12 protein-coding genes are annotated in these 16,629 nt (G+C 56.1%); 2 read left to right on the forward strand and 10 right to left on the reverse strand.

Annotation, left to right across the window (positions count from 1 at the left end; translation table 11 throughout):
* The first annotated feature begins 40 nt into the window (after nt 1–40).
* Nucleotides 41–1,054 carry a LacI family DNA-binding transcriptional regulator gene (locus BC440_RS16520; protein WP_037992670.1) on the forward strand — a complete coding sequence of 338 codons (1,014 nt, stop codon included), beginning with the start codon at nt 41–43 and terminating at the stop codon, nt 1,052–1,054.
* 6 nt (nt 1,055–1,060) lie between these two features.
* Here the strand turns inward: BC440_RS16520 and fdhD are convergent, their stop codons facing one another.
* From fdhD to BC440_RS16570, 10 genes are all read right to left on the reverse strand, one after another.
* Nucleotides 1,061–1,861, reverse strand: a complete 801-nt coding sequence (fdhD, locus tag BC440_RS16525) for a formate dehydrogenase accessory sulfurtransferase FdhD (protein WP_071240619.1) — start codon at nt 1,859–1,861, stop codon at nt 1,061–1,063.
* Between the two features lie 8 nt (nt 1,862–1,869).
* Nucleotides 1,870–2,094 (reverse strand): formate dehydrogenase subunit delta, encoded by a 225-nt coding sequence (locus tag BC440_RS16530; RefSeq protein WP_071240620.1) that lies wholly within the window; start codon nt 2,092–2,094, stop codon nt 1,870–1,872.
* Between the two features lie 96 nt (nt 2,095–2,190).
* Nucleotides 2,191–5,070, reverse strand: a complete 2,880-nt coding sequence (gene fdhF, locus BC440_RS16535) for a formate dehydrogenase subunit alpha (RefSeq protein WP_071240621.1) — start codon at nt 5,068–5,070, stop codon at nt 2,191–2,193.
* A gap of 5 nt (nt 5,071–5,075) precedes the next feature.
* Entirely contained in the window at nt 5,076–6,632 is a 1,557-nt protein-coding gene (locus tag BC440_RS16540; protein WP_071240622.1) for an NADH-quinone oxidoreductase subunit NuoF, read from the reverse strand.
* Entirely contained in the window at nt 6,629–7,108 is a 480-nt protein-coding gene (locus tag BC440_RS16545; RefSeq protein ID WP_071240623.1) for a formate dehydrogenase subunit gamma, read from the reverse strand. The genes BC440_RS16540 and BC440_RS16545 overlap by 4 nt, the downstream gene beginning before the upstream one ends.
* Nucleotides 7,109–7,230: 122 nt before the next feature.
* Nucleotides 7,231–8,124, reverse strand: coding sequence for a LysR family transcriptional regulator (locus BC440_RS16550; RefSeq protein ID WP_071240624.1), 894 nt, complete (start codon nt 8,122–8,124; stop codon nt 7,231–7,233).
* Nucleotides 8,125–8,380: 256 nt separating this feature from the next.
* Complete coding sequence (locus tag BC440_RS16555) at nt 8,381–10,123, reverse strand: OFA family MFS transporter (RefSeq protein WP_139192135.1); 1,743 nt, start codon at nt 10,121–10,123, stop codon at nt 8,381–8,383.
* Nucleotides 10,124–10,382: 259 nt separating this feature from the next.
* Nucleotides 10,383–12,410 (reverse strand): cache domain-containing protein, encoded by a 2,028-nt coding sequence (locus BC440_RS16560; protein ID WP_071240625.1) that lies wholly within the window; start codon nt 12,408–12,410, stop codon nt 10,383–10,385.
* On the reverse strand, nt 12,410–13,837 hold the full coding sequence (locus BC440_RS16565; RefSeq protein ID WP_071240626.1) for a sigma-54 dependent transcriptional regulator: 1,428 nt from the start codon (nt 13,835–13,837) through the stop codon (nt 12,410–12,412). The genes BC440_RS16560 and BC440_RS16565 overlap by 1 nt, the downstream gene beginning before the upstream one ends.
* Before the next feature lie 190 nt (nt 13,838–14,027).
* On the reverse strand, nt 14,028–15,527 hold the full coding sequence (locus BC440_RS16570; protein WP_062953560.1) for a CoA-acylating methylmalonate-semialdehyde dehydrogenase: 1,500 nt from the start codon (nt 15,525–15,527) through the stop codon (nt 14,028–14,030).
* A 146-nt stretch (nt 15,528–15,673) separates the two neighbouring features.
* Between BC440_RS16570 and BC440_RS16575 the strand changes: the two genes are divergently transcribed.
* On the forward strand, nt 15,674–16,561 hold the full coding sequence (locus BC440_RS16575; RefSeq protein WP_071240627.1) for a LysR family transcriptional regulator: 888 nt from the start codon (nt 15,674–15,676) through the stop codon (nt 16,559–16,561).
* The last annotated feature ends 68 nt before the right edge of the window (nt 16,562–16,629 follow it).

The raw sequence follows: 16,629 nt of genomic DNA on the forward strand, positions 1-16,629 counted from the left end.
CAGAGAAACCGTTTTGCCGAAAAACGAAACATCGCACACAATGTCTCAGAACAAAGAACACCATTCGGGCACCGTAACGATGGAATCTGTCGGGCGACTTGCCGGTGTGTCGCAGGTGACGGTTTCGCGTGCCCTTAACGATCCGTCCAAAGTCTCCGCAAAGACACTTCAACGCATCAAAGATGCAATCGAACTGACCGGCTATGTACCAAACATGGTCGCCGGGGCTCTGGCATCCAAGCGAAGTCACCTGATTGTTGCCCTGATCCCGTCCATCACCAACTTCGCCTATTCCGAATTCATCAAGCATTTCATTCAGGTGATGCGTGGGCATGGCTATCATGTTCTGACTGCTGAAACCGGCCTTTCGATGGAAGAAGAAGAATCGGTCCTCGCAACCATGCTAAGCCGCCGTCCCGATGGCATCATGATGACCGGGATCAATCATTCGGCAAAATGCAAACGGATGCTTCTGGGCTCCGGAATTCCGGTTGTTGAAATCTGGGACATGACGGAATCCCCGATTGATACCTGTGTTGGCTTTTCACATGCAAAATCGGGCGAGGAAACCGCGAAGTTTGCGCATAAAAAGGGCTATCGCAATGCGCTGGCCATTTCGGCCGCCGACGAACGTGCGCTGCGACGTAAGGATGCTTTCTGCGAAACCTTTCGCAAGCTAGGCAACAATCCCGTCAAAGAGATATGCCTAGATAGTCCCGCCAGTCTGGAACTGGGACGAAAATCGCTTGCACAGGCTATTGATGAGGGCTTCAAGAACGGCGTTGTCATGTGCAGCTCCGACCTGCTGGCGCATGGGGTCATCATCGAAGCACAGACACGCAATCTGCGCATCCCCGAAGACATTGCAGTGATCGGCTTTGGGAACCAGAATTTTGCCGCTTTCACAGTACCAAGTTTGACATCGCTTCACGTTGACCGGGCTTATCTGGGCTCTCAGGCGGCGACAGCCTTAATGGCACGCATCGACAAAAAGCCGCTGCAAAAAAACTGCATCGATATCGGATTTGAAATTGTCGAACGGGATTCCGCCTGATTTGGCTTAGGCAAAACGCCGGAACAACCCGCGCCGTTCGCGGCAGATCATCGTCAATCCCGCCTTTCGCGCCAGATTGACCGCGGTTAATGTCGGTCCCGAAAGGGTTACAAGTCCGCCCACCCCGCATTGCACGGTTTTGGTGACGATTTCATATGAACAGCGGCTGGTCATAAGGATGAAACCACCGGCTTTATCAACACCCTGACGCACCACAGCACCCAGAACCTTGTCGAGCGCATTGTGACGCCCGATATCCTCGCGCACAATGCGGATGGAGCCAGTCGCATCGACAAAGGCACTGGCATGCAAAAGACCGCCGCCTTCGCGGTTGCGTGTCTGCTGATCGGGAAGGGCGTCAATCGCACCAAGCACGATGTCTTGTGGCATATTTGAAGGCGTCACCTTACCGATCCGGTCCATCGCCACCGCCTCAAGCGACTGCACCCCGCAAAGCCCGCAACCCGAACGCCCTTCAAGAGTGCGCTTACGGATTGCAAGCCGGTCCAGAATATCCTCATCCAGATCGGCCTCGATCACATAACCCTGCAAGGTTTTCCGCACATCACGCAAATTGATCTGCCCGGCATGATCGGCAATGCCTTCGGACAGGGCAAACCCGATCATGAAATCTTCAAGATCGTGCGGCGACACCATCATTACCGCGTGGGACGTGCCATTGAACGTCAGTGCCGCCGGGATTTCCGGCTGCAGGATCATCGGTGCATCACCAGTGCCATCGCCGCGCGTCACGGCACGCGCCGGATCATGGTCACGGCCATCAATGATGCGATTTGCCGATGTCATTTTTGCTGTCACGCCGGTTGTTTGACCTTGCGGATCAATGGGACGGCTTCGATCACCAGCGGATGGAAACCGCCATTGCCTCTTTCGATCATGTCAAAAAGCTGCTTGCGCATGCGCGGTTCCCAGAAATCGCTGATATGCCCGGCCACCCCCTCGACCCCTTCGGCGTGGGGTTTTGATGTGAAAAAGGTCGCGATCTGATTGGCCATATAGACGAGTTTGTCAGGTTCCATTAACGTTTAATCTCCCGCCGGAATTCTTGATTTTACGGACGAAAACACCCGGTTTCATGACACGATCCTATCATGAAACCGGGCAACATTTCGCGCCTATTCGGCCGCATCGACACGTGGAAGGATCCGGCGTGACTGTTCAGCCTGCTTGTCATACTCCACCTGCCATTCGGTCGGCCCGTTACTCGGCGTGACCTGAACCGCGGTAACCTTGTATTCCGGGCAGTTGGTCGCCCAGTCGGTATAATCGGTGGTGATCACGTTGGCCTGTGTGCCCGGATGGTGGAAGGTCGTGTAAACCACCCCCGGTGCAACCCGGTCGGTAATCGTTGCTCGCAACGACGTTTCACCCGACCGCGAGGCCAGACGGATCCAGTCCCCTTCGCGAATGCCACGCTGTTCGGCATCATGGGGATGGATTTCCAGCAGGTCTTCCTTGTGCCATGCGCTGTTTGCTGTACGGCGGGTTTGTGCCCCAACATTGTATTGCGACAGGATACGCCCGGTGGTCAGCAATAGCGGGAACCGCGGACCGGTACGCTCGTCAGTCGCAACATATTCGGTCACAACAAACTTGCCCTTGCCGCGCACAAACCCGTCGATATGCATCACTGGGGTACCCAACGGTGCCTTTTCATTGCACGGCCACTGAACCGAACCCTCGCGTTCCAGAAGATCATAATTGACCCCGGCAAAGCTTGGCGTGGTGCGGGCTATTTCATCCATGATCTGCGACGGATGGGTATAGCTCCAATCAAGCCCCATCGCACGCGCCAGATTCTGGGTCACTTCCCAATCGGCAAAGCCGTTTTTCGGGCTCATCACCTTGCGAACACGGTTGATACGACGTTCGGCATTGGTAAATGTCCCATCCTTCTCAAGGAAGGTCGAACCGGGCAGGAACACATGCGCATGATTTGCCGTTTCGTTCAAAAACAGGTCATGAACCACAACGCATTCCATCGCCGCAAGACCGGCGGCAACATGCTTGGTATCCGGGTCCGATTGCAGGATGTCTTCACCCTGAATATAAATACCCTTGAACGTGCCTTCGACAGCGGCATCAAGCATGTTGGGAATGCGAAGACCCGGTTCGTCATCAAGTTTGACGCCCCAGATTTTTTCAAACACGTCGCGCGTCGCATCATCGCTAATATGGCGATAACCCGGTAATTCATGCGGGAACGATCCCATATCACACGAACCCTGCACGTTGTTCTGCCCACGCAGCGGGTTCACACCCACGCCCGGACGCCCGATATTACCCGTCGCCATTGCAAGGTTGGCAATCGCCATTACCGTGGTTGATCCCTGGCTATGTTCGGTCACGCCAAGCCCGTAATAGATCGCGCCATTGCCACCGCGCGCAAAAATACGCGCCGCCTTGCGCACGGTTTCTGCCGGAACACCCGACTGGCGTTCGACTTCTTCCGGGCTGTTTTGTGGATCGGATACAAACGCCGCCCAATCCTGGAATTCATCCCAGTCGCACCGTTCGCGAATGAATGCCTCGTCAAACAGGCCTTCGGTAACGATCACATGCGCAAGCGACGTCAGAACCGCAACGTTCGTCCCCGGACGCAATGCCAGATGGGCGGCGGCCTTGATATGCGGCGACTGCACCAGATCAATACGACGCGGATCAATCACGATCAGCTCCGCCCCCTGACGCAACCGCTTTTTAAGGCGCGACGCAAAAACAGGATGCCCGTCCGTCGGGTTTGCCCCGATCAGGATCACCACATCGGTATGTTCGACACTGTCAAAATCCTGCGTCCCGGCCGATGTCCCAAATGTGGTTTTCAGGCCATAACCGGTCGGCGAATGGCAGACGCGCGCGCACGTATCAACGTTGTTATTGCCAAACCCGGCCCGGATCAGCTTCTGCACAAGGAAGGTTTCCTCGTTCGTGCAACGCGATGACGTAATCCCGCCAATCGCGGCCTTGCCGTATTTTGCCTGAATCGAACGGAACTTGTCCGCCGTGTATCTAAGGGCTTCTTCCCAACTGACTTCGCGCCACGGATCAGACGTGTTTTCGCGAATCATCGGGTTCAGGATACGGTCCTTATGACTGGCATAGCCATAAGCAAACCGCCCCTTAACGCACGAATGCCCGCGGTTGGCCTTGCCATCCTTGTACGGCACCATGCGCACCAACTCATCGCCGCGCATTTCCGCCTTGAACGAACAGCCGACCCCGCAATAGGCACAGGTAGTGACGACCGAATGTTCCGGCTGACCGATTTCGATCACCGATTTTTCCTGAAGCGTTGCCGTCGGGCAGGCCTGAACACAGGCACCACAGGACACGCATTCTGAATCCAGGAAGTTTTCATGCATGCCCGGCGACACCCGGCTTTCAAACCCGCGCCCCTCGATGGTCAGGGCAAAAGTCCCCTGCACTTCCTCGCACGCACGCACACACCGCGAACAGACAATACATTTCGACGGGTCATAGGTGAAATACGGGTTGCTCTCGTCCTTGGCCATATAGCGCGGGTTTTCCTCACCATTCTGGCGGGTCTTGACGTGGTTGCCTCCATCATAACCATAACGCACGTCGCGCAGGCCAACCGCACCGGCCATATCCTGCAATTCGCAGTCACCATTCGCCGCACAGGTCAGGCAATCCAGCGGGTGATCGGAAATATAAAGTTCCATCACGCCTTTGCGGATTTTCTTCAATCTTTCGGTCTGGGTATGAACAACCATGCCATCCGCGACCGGGGTCGTACAGGATGACGGGGTGCCATTGCGGCCCTCGATTTCCACCAGACACAGACGGCATGAACCGAACGCATCGACCATATCGGTCGCGCATAGCTTCGGCACCTGAATGCCCGCCTCCATTGAAGCCCGCATGATCGACGTGCCTTCGGGCACAGTGACATCAAATCCGTCAACATTGATCGTAACAGTCTTTTCGGATTTCGCGGCGGGGGTTCCGTAGTCGACTTCTTGTATCAAGGACATCGCTCTCACTCCGCGGCTATATCAAGCGCATGGGGCTTGAAATCATCAGGGAAATGGGTCAGTGCGCTCATTACCGGATAGGGCGTAAATCCGCCCAGCGCACACAGCGACCCGAACTTCATCGTTTCACACAGATCGGCCAGAAGTTCCTTCTGCATTTCGGGATCTTCGCCGCGTGCGATCTTGTCGACAACTTCGGTGCCACGTGTTGACCCGATGCGGCATGGTGTGCATTTGCCACATGATTCAATCGCGCAGAATTCCATGGCAAAACGGGCCTGTTTCATCATGTCGACACTGTCGTCAAACACGACGACACCTGCATGACCGATCAGACCATCCGCCTTGGCGAATGCCTCGTAATCAAATGGTGTGTCAAACAGTTCGCGTGGGAAATACGCGCCCAGCGGACCACCGACCTGAACCGCCTTGACCGGGCGACCGCTTGCCGTACCGCCACCGATCTGTTCAACGATTTCGCCCAATGTCAGACCAAAGGCCGTTTCATAAAGGCCGCCATGTTTGACATTGCCCGCGATCTGAATCGGAATGGTTCCGCGTGAACGGCCCATGCCGAAATCACGGTAATATTCCGCACCCTTTTCAAGGATCACCGGCACCGAGCACAACGAGATAACGTTGTTAACAACTGTCGGTCGGGCCATGAACCCTTCAAGGGCCGGAAGGGGCGGCTTGGCGCGGACAACGCCCCGCTTGCCTTCCATGCTGTTCAAAAGCGAGGTTTCCTCGCCGCAGACATAGGCCCCCGCCCCCATGCGGACTTCCATGTCGAACGCGTAATCCGATCCCAGAACCTTGGGACCCAGCAGTTTGTTTGCTCGTGCGACTTCTATCGCTTCGTTCATGATGCGGATCGCATCGGGATATTCCGACCGGGTATAGACATATCCCTTGGTCGCCCCGGTCGCGAGACCGGCAATGATCATCCCTTCGATCAGGACGAACGGCTCGCCCTCCATGATCATGCGATCAGCAAATGTGCCGCTATCGCCTTCGTCGGCATTACAGACGATGTATTTCTGATCACCGGGCGCCTGACGCACGGTATTCCATTTGATACCCGTCGGGAAACCGGCACCACCGCGACCGCGAAGGCCTGAATCCGTAACCGCCTTGACGATATCCTCGGACGTCATCCCAAGGGCATTTTCTAGCCCCTTAAGCCCGTCATTGGCACGGTAATCGTCAAGCGACACAGGATCGATAATCCCGCACCGCTGGAAGGTCAGACGCGTCTGCGCCTTCAGGAACGGGATATCCTGCGTGTGGCCAAGGAAACGTTTATGATCGCTCCCGTTCAGGAAACCGGCGTCAAACAGGCTGTCGACATCTTCGACCGCGACCGGGCCATAGGCCAGACGACCGCGCGATGTTTCGACCTCAACCATCGGCTCCAGCCAATACATGCCAAACGAACCGTTACGCACGATCTTCACATCTTCACCGCGTTTGATCGCCTCGGCGGCAATGGCCTTTGCCACGTCATCCGCACCAAGGGCGACAGAACCAGAATCAAGCGGGATGTAAATCTTGATTGTCATGATCCCACCTCGCTCAGGATGCGATCAAGACGATCCTTGTTTACCCGGCCAACAACCTTGCCATCCACCATGGCCGCCGGTGCACAGGCACAAAGCCCAAGGCAGAAGACCGGCTCCAGCGTCACACTCTTGTCGCCGGTCGTTTCCGACCAATCGACTTTAAGCTTGCGCTTCGCATGATCACCCAGATCGTCTGCGCCCATCGACTGGCACGCTTCCGCTCGGCAAATCTTGATCACATGCCTGCCCGGTTTTTCCTCTCGGAAATCATGATAGAAACTGGCAACCCCGTGGACTTCCGCCCGACTAAGGTTCAGTTTCTTGGCAATGGTTTGAAGCGCGCCTTCGGGAATAAAGCCAAATTCCTCCTGCACTTCATGCAGAATCGGCAAAAGCGGCCCTTCAAGTCCGGCCAGACCATCACAAATGGTACCAACCCGGACGGATATTTCCTCGGTCGTCTCTGTCGCAGACATGCAAGCCTCTCTCACTTAGCAGTCTATTGAATTCTTTGTTATTCTTAACAGTGTCGGTGATTGCCAACGCCGGTTCAATAAAGCCATCCCGTTACGCGATAGCGAAAACCTATCAAGCCCTCTCAGGCGGGCTCCAGTTCAGAAATATTCTTTGCCTCTTTCAGCAATGCCGACACAACCGGTGTTGCCGGTTCGCGCTTTGCCGCGATCATACCCACAAGATGCGACGCATCCGGATCAACAATCGGGATCGATTTGACCCGATCACGCATGCTGAATTCCTTGACCATCTTGACCGGCATGATGCTGGCCCAGTTCCCCGTATGAACGTGGGTAAACAGGGCAATCATCGAATCACTTTCAAGCGTCGGATTAACGCGCGCACCTGCCTCGGTCAGATGCTGATTGATAATCCGCCGGTTCTGCATATCGGGTGTCAGCAAACATAACGGAAACTCTGCCGCCTCCCGCCAAGTGATGCTTTCGCGGTCACCGATATCATCGAAATTCGATGTCACAAGATGATAACGCTCATAATAAAGCGGGATCGATGTCACACGGCCAAGCGGCTCATTATCCAGATAGGTAATTCCGACATCAATTTGAAGATTATCAAGCAGCGCCTGAATTTCGGTCGAAGTCCGCGACAGTACCGCAAAGGTCACATCGGGATGCTTTTCGCGAAACGGTGTGGTCAATTCATGCACCATCGAAAGTGCGGTCGGGATCACCGCAATCTGCACCTGGCCGGTCAGACCGAACCGCATCGCACGCATTTCATCACGCATCGAACGCGAACTTCCGACAATATGGCGCGCCCATTCCAGAACCCGCTCGCCTTCTGGCGTCAGCCCCTGATAGCGCGAACCACGACGCACCAGCACCACACCAAGATGGTCTTCAAGCTGGCGCAGGGCACTGGAAAGGGTCGGCTGTGTCACACCGCATTCCTCGGCGGCGTGACCAAAATGCTGCTCTCTGGCAAGCACGATAAACATTTCGAGTTTGTCGATCATGGCGTATCCGGCGCCTTTCGGGGAACCCCCGTCTGTTGGCGCACTTTATGTGATTGATGGACACCATTTGCGGGGCGGGTGTCCTGATTGCAGGATAACCCGAATGGCCATAAAAGCCGAAAGGTTAATCCTGCAACAGGACCGGACATGACATTGATGCACTATCATGTCCAGGCGGGGCCGGGGACAGACAAACATACCCGGGCCCAGTGGTATACCGGTCAGGGCCAAAGCCGACCGGCACCGGGGTTCGGCGTTACGCCTCAGACGTTGCCTCGCGACCGGTCGGGGTCGGTTTGGCGGGGTCCGCTGCGGTTTCCATGTAATGCTTGTCATGGATCGGCTTGACCAGCGCGTTGGCAATCAGGCCAATCACCAGCAGGGCCGCCATGGCATACATGGTGGTGTTATAAAGGCTTGGCGTCGGATCAACCGTCCCAGCCGGGGCGATTTCCATCAGACGGCCAATCGTCACGGTTTTGGCCGCAATCAGCGGATCAAGCTGTTCCATACCCGCACCGAACTTTGCCTGAAACGCTGTCGGATCGATCTTGGCTGCCAGTTCCTTGATCGAATTGCCGACCGACGTCTGACGCAGTTGGGTGATGGCAAGCGGGCCAAGCACGCCCGCGACACTCCATGCGGTCAGAAGACGACCATGGATACCACCGACATATTTGGTGCCGAACACATCTGCCAGATAGGCCGGAATGGTTGCAAAACCACCACCATACATGGTGAAGATGATCATGGTTGCGCCATAGAACATCACAAGCCACGTCACGACCGGGTTCACACTGACCTGACCCGCAGCATACGGGATCGACAGATACAGGATGATTCCAAGGATGAAGAAGCAGTAGTAGGTGTTCTTGCGTCCGATATAGTCCGAAATCGACGCCCAGAAGAACCGGCCACACATGTTAAAGACCGAAATCATGAACACATAGGTCGCGGCAAAGCCGGAATTGACCACCAACGGCAGGGTGCTGCCGAAAATCTCGCTCATCATGGTTTTGGCAACGCCAATCACCCCGATGCCTGCCGTCACGTTAAAGCACAGCACGATCCAAAGCATATAGAATTGCGGGGTTTTCAGGGCCTGATCAATATGAACGTTGTTCTGGGTGATCATGCGCTTGGATGCAGTATCCGCGGTCGGCGGTGTCCAGCCAGCCGGGAGCCATCCTTCGCGTGGTACACGATACGAAAACGCCGCAATGACCATGACGATGAAATAGGCAATGCCAAGCGTAAAGAAGGTCGCCGCCGCACCGGTATTGCCCGTGCCCGCAACATATACACCCTGCTCGATCGCCACCGGCGCCGACGCAACCTGTGCCGCACCGGCCACAACAACCTCGACCATCTGGCCACCGACTTCGGCCATACGCTTGCCGCCTTCGGTGACAAGGTTCACGGCACTTTCCGGGCCAAGATATTCCGGCACCTTATAGAAGAATGAAAGCAGGCTTTCCTTGATCGGCGTTGCGATCATCGCACCACCTCCAAAGCCCATGATCGCCATACCGGTTGCCATGCCGCGACGGTCCGGGAACCAGCGGATCAGGGTTGATACCGGCGACACATAGCCAAGCCCAAGGCCACAACCGCCAAGCGCGCCATAACCCAGATAAACCAGCCAAAGCTGATGGGTCGCAATGCCCATGCCACCGATGATGAAACCACCGCCCCAGCAAAATGCGGCAACAACACCCACCATACGCGGGCCGACTTCTTCAAGCCATTTTCCGCCGAATGCCGCGGCCAGCCCCAGAAATACAATCGCGACCGAGAAAATCCAGACAACAGATTGCAGGCCCCAGTCACCAGAGCTTGACGCAACCACGCCGAATTCCTTGATCAGTGGCGGGTTGAAAATCGACCAAGCATAGACAGAGCCGATACAAAGATGGATGGCGATGGATGCTGGCGGAACTTTCCAGCGATTGAAATCGTCCCCTGCGACGATATGTTCTTTTTTAAGGCGATCAAACATTTGTTTTTTTCCTCCCGGTATTATGTTCATCCGGCGGCCCCATCCCCCCAAATCGGATGAATGCTGCAAGGCCATATCGGTAAGACCCGGAAACCACACCGTCGCAATCGCTATGCCATTCAGCCTGTTGCCTGATTTTCTGGAAGTTTTGGAAAGACAATCATCATATTGCAGCGCACGCGGGTGGACAAAATGTCCAACAAATTTTTACTGTGCAATGCACCATCCGGACAAAATGTCCAACCTAATGGCAGAACAATCAATCCGCTTCAGGCAACCAGATGGTGAATAACGTGCCCTTGCCCGGCTCGCTCTCAACCGCCATGGCCCCGCCCTGCCGGTCAATCAGGGTTTTGCTGATCGATAAGCCCAACCCCGTGCCTTCGCGGCGCTTGGTCGTATAGAAAGGATCGAAAATACGCCCCAGTATGTCTTGCGACATCCCCGTTCCCGTATCGCGGATCGAAATGCGAATGCCAGGTTTTCCGTTTCGATCAAAATCCTCGTCAATCAGGGTCAGGGTGCCACTTCCGGGCATGGCATGCAGGGCATTGACCATCAGATTGACCACCACCTGCTGCAATTCCGTCCGGTTCATCAGAATAAGCCGTCTGGCCTGGCTCTCGCGCGCAACCTCGATATCGGCCTTGTTCAACAGATGCTGGACCAGTGGCAGGCAGTCGCCAATCACCTCGCCTGGTGAATGGCGTTCGACAAATCCGGCATATTCTTCGGGTTTGGCAAATTGCAGAAGCTTGGTGACAATCAGGTTGATGCGGCTGACCTGTTCATCAATCAGGCGGAATTCGGTTTCGGCAATTCGCACATTTTCGCCCAGTAAATCACGCACCACATCAAGGTTCCCCTGAAGCACCGCCACCGGATTGTTGATTTCATGGGCCACACCGGCGGTAATTTCACCGATGGCTGCCAGTTTCTCGGACATGATCAATTGCTTGGTCGTCGCTTCAAGCTGGCGGTTGGCTTCGCGAAGTTCGCTGGTGCGCGCATCGACCCGCGCATTCAGTTCCTCGTTCCAGGCGCGTAAACGTTTGTCACGTTCCTGCACCTGATCAAGCAGATCATCAAGATGTTCCGCCACCAGCGATATTTCATCCTGCACCTGATCAATATGGGTTCGTGCGCCAAAGTCTCCGCTCTCGACCCGTGCAATCGTCTGGGTCATACGTTCAAGCGGCTTGAAAATACCGCGCGCCCATCGCAGGAAGATCGGAACGCTCAGCGTCGCGACAAACAGAAACGCCGCAATGATGATCAGCAGGCTTTCATATTTCGTCTGGGCAAACGGCGCTTCAAGGAACCCGACATACAGCATCCCGACACGGTCGCCAAAGCTGTCCACAATCGGCTCATAGGCCGAAATGTACCAGTCATTGACGACAAACGCGCTATCAAGCCACACCTTCCCGTCTTCCAGAACATTCTGGCGCACCGCACTCGAAACACGGGTGCCCAGCGCACGTCGCCCTTCAAACAGCCGCACATTAGTGCTGATTCGCACATCATCAAGAAAAAGCGTCGCCGTCCCCTGACTGCCTTCCGGAAGGCTGCTTTCGCGGTAAACCAGATCATTGATCGTATCAATGAACACAAGGTTCTGGTTTAACAATATGCCCCCGACCAGCGCGCCATCAATGTCCTCGGGCCCCACCATGGGCAGGGAAACATGACTTGCCGAATGCACAACCATGCCGCGCGTTTCGGCATCGCGCGTGGTTGGCACTGCATTGGGTGTCGGCACCAGATCAAGCCGCGCGCGTGCCGCCAGATCGGGCGAAATCGCCGCCAGATCGGCATTGTCAAAGATGTCCACCCCGGTCAAGGACGCCCCCGAAAGGGCGGTTGAAATCACCGGCCAGTCTGCATCAAGCCGCGGGTTGGCCTGCCGGGGGGCCGCCCCCGAAACAAGCCCCTGCCGGTTGGCAATATACAGAAAATCAAGACCAAGCTCGGCCCGTTTCGCCGCCAGCAGATCATCAATCCGCGCCCGATCCCCCGATGTCAGAACCTCACGAAACGTCACCGATTGGCCAAGGGCCTCGATCTGCTCCCCGGTGGTTTCAAGGATATGGGTGAAATATTGATGGGCAATCGTCAGGTCGCCATTGACCTTTGATGTCAAAAGCGCGTCAAACTTGCTGTTCCAACGCACCATCATCACGCCCAGCAAAAGCGGCAGGATGACCAGTGTTGGCAATAACGCAATCGCCAGCAATTTGAACCGCACAGACCGCGTGCGTTTGGTGCGGCGGCCCGGCCACTGCATCAGTCGGCCCAATCGGCAAATTTGCGGTCAATTGTCTTGCGCGAAATGCCCAGACGCCTTGCGGCTTCACTACGATTGCCGTCGGTCTTGTGCACCATCGCCATAATGTGACGGCGCTCCATTTCCTCGAGCGTTTCGTCATGGTCGGCATGTCCTTCGGCACCGGCCTGTTCATCACGAAACTCGGCCGGGAACCGCCCAAGGATCAGGGTGCGTTCGACAAGGTTGCGCAATTCGCGCACATTCCCCGGCCAGTCATATCGCGTCAATCCGGCCCGCACCGCCCCATCCATCGCCACTTGCGGCACGCCAAGCTGCTTTGAAAGTTTGCTCATGAACAAACTGGCCAGTTCCAGCACATCATCCCCGCGCTCCCGCAACGGCGGCATAGCGATATGCATGACATTGATCCGGTAAAACAGATCGGCTCGGAAACGGCCCGCCTCAACCTCGGCCTCCAGATCGGCATTGGTGGCAAAGACAAACCGCAAGTCGACCGGTGCCTCGCGCTCCGACCCTACCGGGCGGATACGGCGGCTTTCAATCGCGCGCAAAAGCTTGCTTTGCGTCGCCAGCGACAATTCCCCGACCTCATCCAGAAACAATGTACCACCCTGCGCATGCATGAAAAGCCCGTCGCGCGTGGTTTGCGCCCCGGTAAAGGCCCCTTTCAGGTGCCCGAACAATTCGGCCTCTATCATCTCGGACGGAATGGCGGCACAATTGATCGGCACGAACGGCTTTTCGGCTCGGTCAGATAACGCATGTAATGACCGTGCGGTCACTTCCTTGCCCGTGCCGCTTTCGCCGGAAATCAGGATTGATGTCGGAAGTGGTGCCACTCGTGCAATGGTCTCGCGGATTTCCTGGATTTGCGCAGAATAGCCAATCAGCTTGTCGCGTAACAGGACGTGATCGGATGTTGCGCGCAATTCATGGCGCAAAACATGGTTTTCACGCCGCAACCGCATCCGGTCAAGGCAGCGCGCCACCGCATTCAAAATCTGGTTGGATCGAAACGGTTTAAGGACAAAATCAACCGCACCGGCCCGCAATGCCTTGATCGCGGTATCCAGATCGGCATAGGCAGTCATCAGGATGGCATCGGAAAAAAAGCCGATCTCGCGCTGCTCGGTCAGCCACTCAACCCCGGACTTGCCCGGCATGATATTATCAAGGATCACGACATCAAAATGATGCTGATCCAGAAGCTTCGTCGCTTCTTCGCAATCGGCGGCTTCTTCGACCCGTTTGGCGCGCGGCCCCAATGTGCGGACAAGGAAATTGCGCATGCCCGGTTCGTCATCGACGATCAGGATCGATGCCTTTTCCAACCACGGCCCGAATTCCGGCCCCGGCTTGCCATCCGGTTGCGATGCAGGTGAAGATGCCGCCAAATCCGGCGCACCCATTGCACTCGATCTCATTGATATTCCTCCGCCGATCTTCCCGGTCATTTTGTTTTTATTTTTTCGAAGATTAGATCAGCAGCACATGAAAAGCAAAACCGTTGGTCGCATTCCTCAAAGTTCCTCGCGCGCGCCCAATAAAAACCGGGCGGGAAACCGATGTTCCCCGCCCGATAGGCTCAGTTTAAGATTTCTGCCGCCAGCGGCATCACTTCATCGTCGGCATGACGAATTCCGCACCCTTGCGAATGCCCGTTGGCCAGCGCGAGGTAATGGTTTTCAGGCGGGTATAGAACCGCACCCCTTCCATGCCATGCATGTGATGATCGCCAAACAGCGATGCCTTCCATCCGCCAAATGAATGGAACGCCATCGGAACCGGGATCGGCACATTGATGCCGACCATGCCGGTCTGGGTGCGGTTGGCAAATTCACGCGCCGTATCGCCATCACGGGTAAAGATCGCGGTGCCATTGCCATATTCGTGGCTATCAACAAGATCGGCCGCGGTTTCGAAATCATCGGTCCGCACGATCGACAGGACCGGGCCAAAAATCTCTTCCTTATAAATCGTCATGTCGGGTGTCACATTGTCAAACAGGGTGCCGCCAACGAAATAACCGTCTTCATAGCCCTGCAAACGAATGTCGCGGCCATCAACAACCAGCTTCGCGCCTTCTTCAACGCCCTTGTTGATATAACCGACAACCTTGTCGCGATGCTGTGCCGTCACAAGCGGCCCCATCTCGGCGGCCGGATCGGTCCCCGGTGCAACACGAAGTTCGTTAATGCGCGGGACAAGCTTTTCGACCAGCGCATCCGCCGTTGCCTTGCCCACCGGCACCGCAACCGAAATCGCCATGCAACGTTCGCCTGCCGATCCATATGCCGCCCCCATCAGGGCATCCACCGCCTGATCCATATCGGCATCGGGCATCACGATCATGTGGTTTTTCGCGCCGCCCAATGCCTGGCAACGTTTGCCCTGCGCGGTCGCGGTTTCATAGATGTATTTTGCAATCGGGGTCGAACCGACAAAGCTGATTGCGCTGACATCCGGATCAAACAGCAACGCATCAACCGCTTCCTTGTCACCCTGCACAACGTTGAAAACGCCGTCCGGCAAACCGGCTTCGCTCAGCCATTCCGCCAGCAGAAGCGACGCAGACGGATCGCGTTCGGATGGTTTCAGGATGAAACAGTTGCCGCAGGCAAGCGCAACCGGGAACATCCACATCGGCACCATGGCCGGGAAGTTGAACGGCGTAATACCGGCCACAATACCAAGCGGCTGACGCACCGAATGGCTATCAACCTTGGTACCGACATTCTCGGTGAATTCGCCCTTCAAAAGCTGCGGCGCGCCGGTGGCAAATTCAACAACCTCGATCCCGCGGGTGACTTCACCCAGTGCATCCGAAAGCACCTTGCCATGCTCGGCCGTGATTGCCGCCGCCAGTTCTTCCGAACGGCTTTCAAGGATGCCCAGGAATTTATTGAGGATACGGGCACGACGCAGCGGCGTGGTATTGGCCCATTCCGCGGCCACCGCACGTGCACTTTCGACAGCATTTCGAACCTCGGCCTTCGATGCAAGATCAACGGTCGCACTCTGCTGACCGGTGGCCGGGTTGAACACGGCCGCTGTCCGGCCGGAAGTCCCGGCGACACGTTTGCCGTTGATGTAATGGGTGATCTGGCTGGACATTCGGCTTCTCCCGATAATCGTGGTGATCTTTTGTCGCGGATCATAAAAAACCGTCCGCAAAGCAGGTCGATTATGGATATGCATATGGATGCACATCAATTACCATTATTGCAAATTCGATGTGCAATTTTTAAAGTCAATAGATCATGGATTGGGACCGCATTCGCATCTTTCTGACCGTCGCACGACAGGGCCAGATCCTTTCGGCCGCCCGTCAGCTTGGCCTGAACCACGCCACGGTCGGTCGGCAACTGACCGCGCTTGAACAGGAACTGGGCACCAAGCTTGTCGAACGGCGCACCACTGGCTCGGAACTGACCGAGGCAGGAAAGGCATTAATGGGTGCGGCAGAGGCCGCTGAATCCGCCTTCCTTAAAGTCGGCACCGCCTTCCCCAGCCGAGCAGAAGGCATCGCCGGAACCGTTCGCGTTGGTGTGCCCGATGGACTTGGCAATTACTTCCTTGCACGTGAACTCGCGGGCTTTGCCGCCGGGCATCCCGATCTGGTGATCCAGCTGGTGCCCCTCCCGCGCACCTTTTCGCTGTCCCAACGCGAAGCCGACATCGCCATCACCCTTGATCGCCCCAAACAGGGGCGGCTGGTGATCAAAAAGCTCACCGACTACACGCTTAGCGTCTATGCCTCCCAAAGCTACATCAAACAATATGGCGCTATACGGTCTGAACGCGACCTGACCGACCGGCTGTTTGTCACTCATATCGAAGACCTGATTTACAGCCGTGCGCTTGACTACGCCGCCCGCCTTGGCAAACTGATGAAGCGCCGATTTGAATGCGGCAGTGTCGTGGCCCAGATGGAAGCAGTGCGCAACGGGCATGGCATTGGCATTCTGCATGATTACGCCACCCGTGATGTGGCCGACCTGGTCCGCCTGCTGCCCGATATCCGCTTTACCCGAAATTACTGGATGCTTCTGCATCCCGATACCAAGGACACCCGCGGGGTCGCCGCCGTCGCCGAACATATCAGCCGGGTCGTCCGCGCCGCGCGTGACCTGTTCGTTGCCGACTGATGCAAACCGGGGATTTGCGAATCTGATGTCCATACATGCAGGCAGATATCTTGCCGCGCTGAAAAACC

The organism is Thalassospira sp. MIT1004 (genome assembly GCF_001858545.1).
Classification (GTDB): domain Bacteria; phylum Pseudomonadota; class Alphaproteobacteria; order Rhodospirillales; family Thalassospiraceae; genus Thalassospira; species Thalassospira xiamenensis.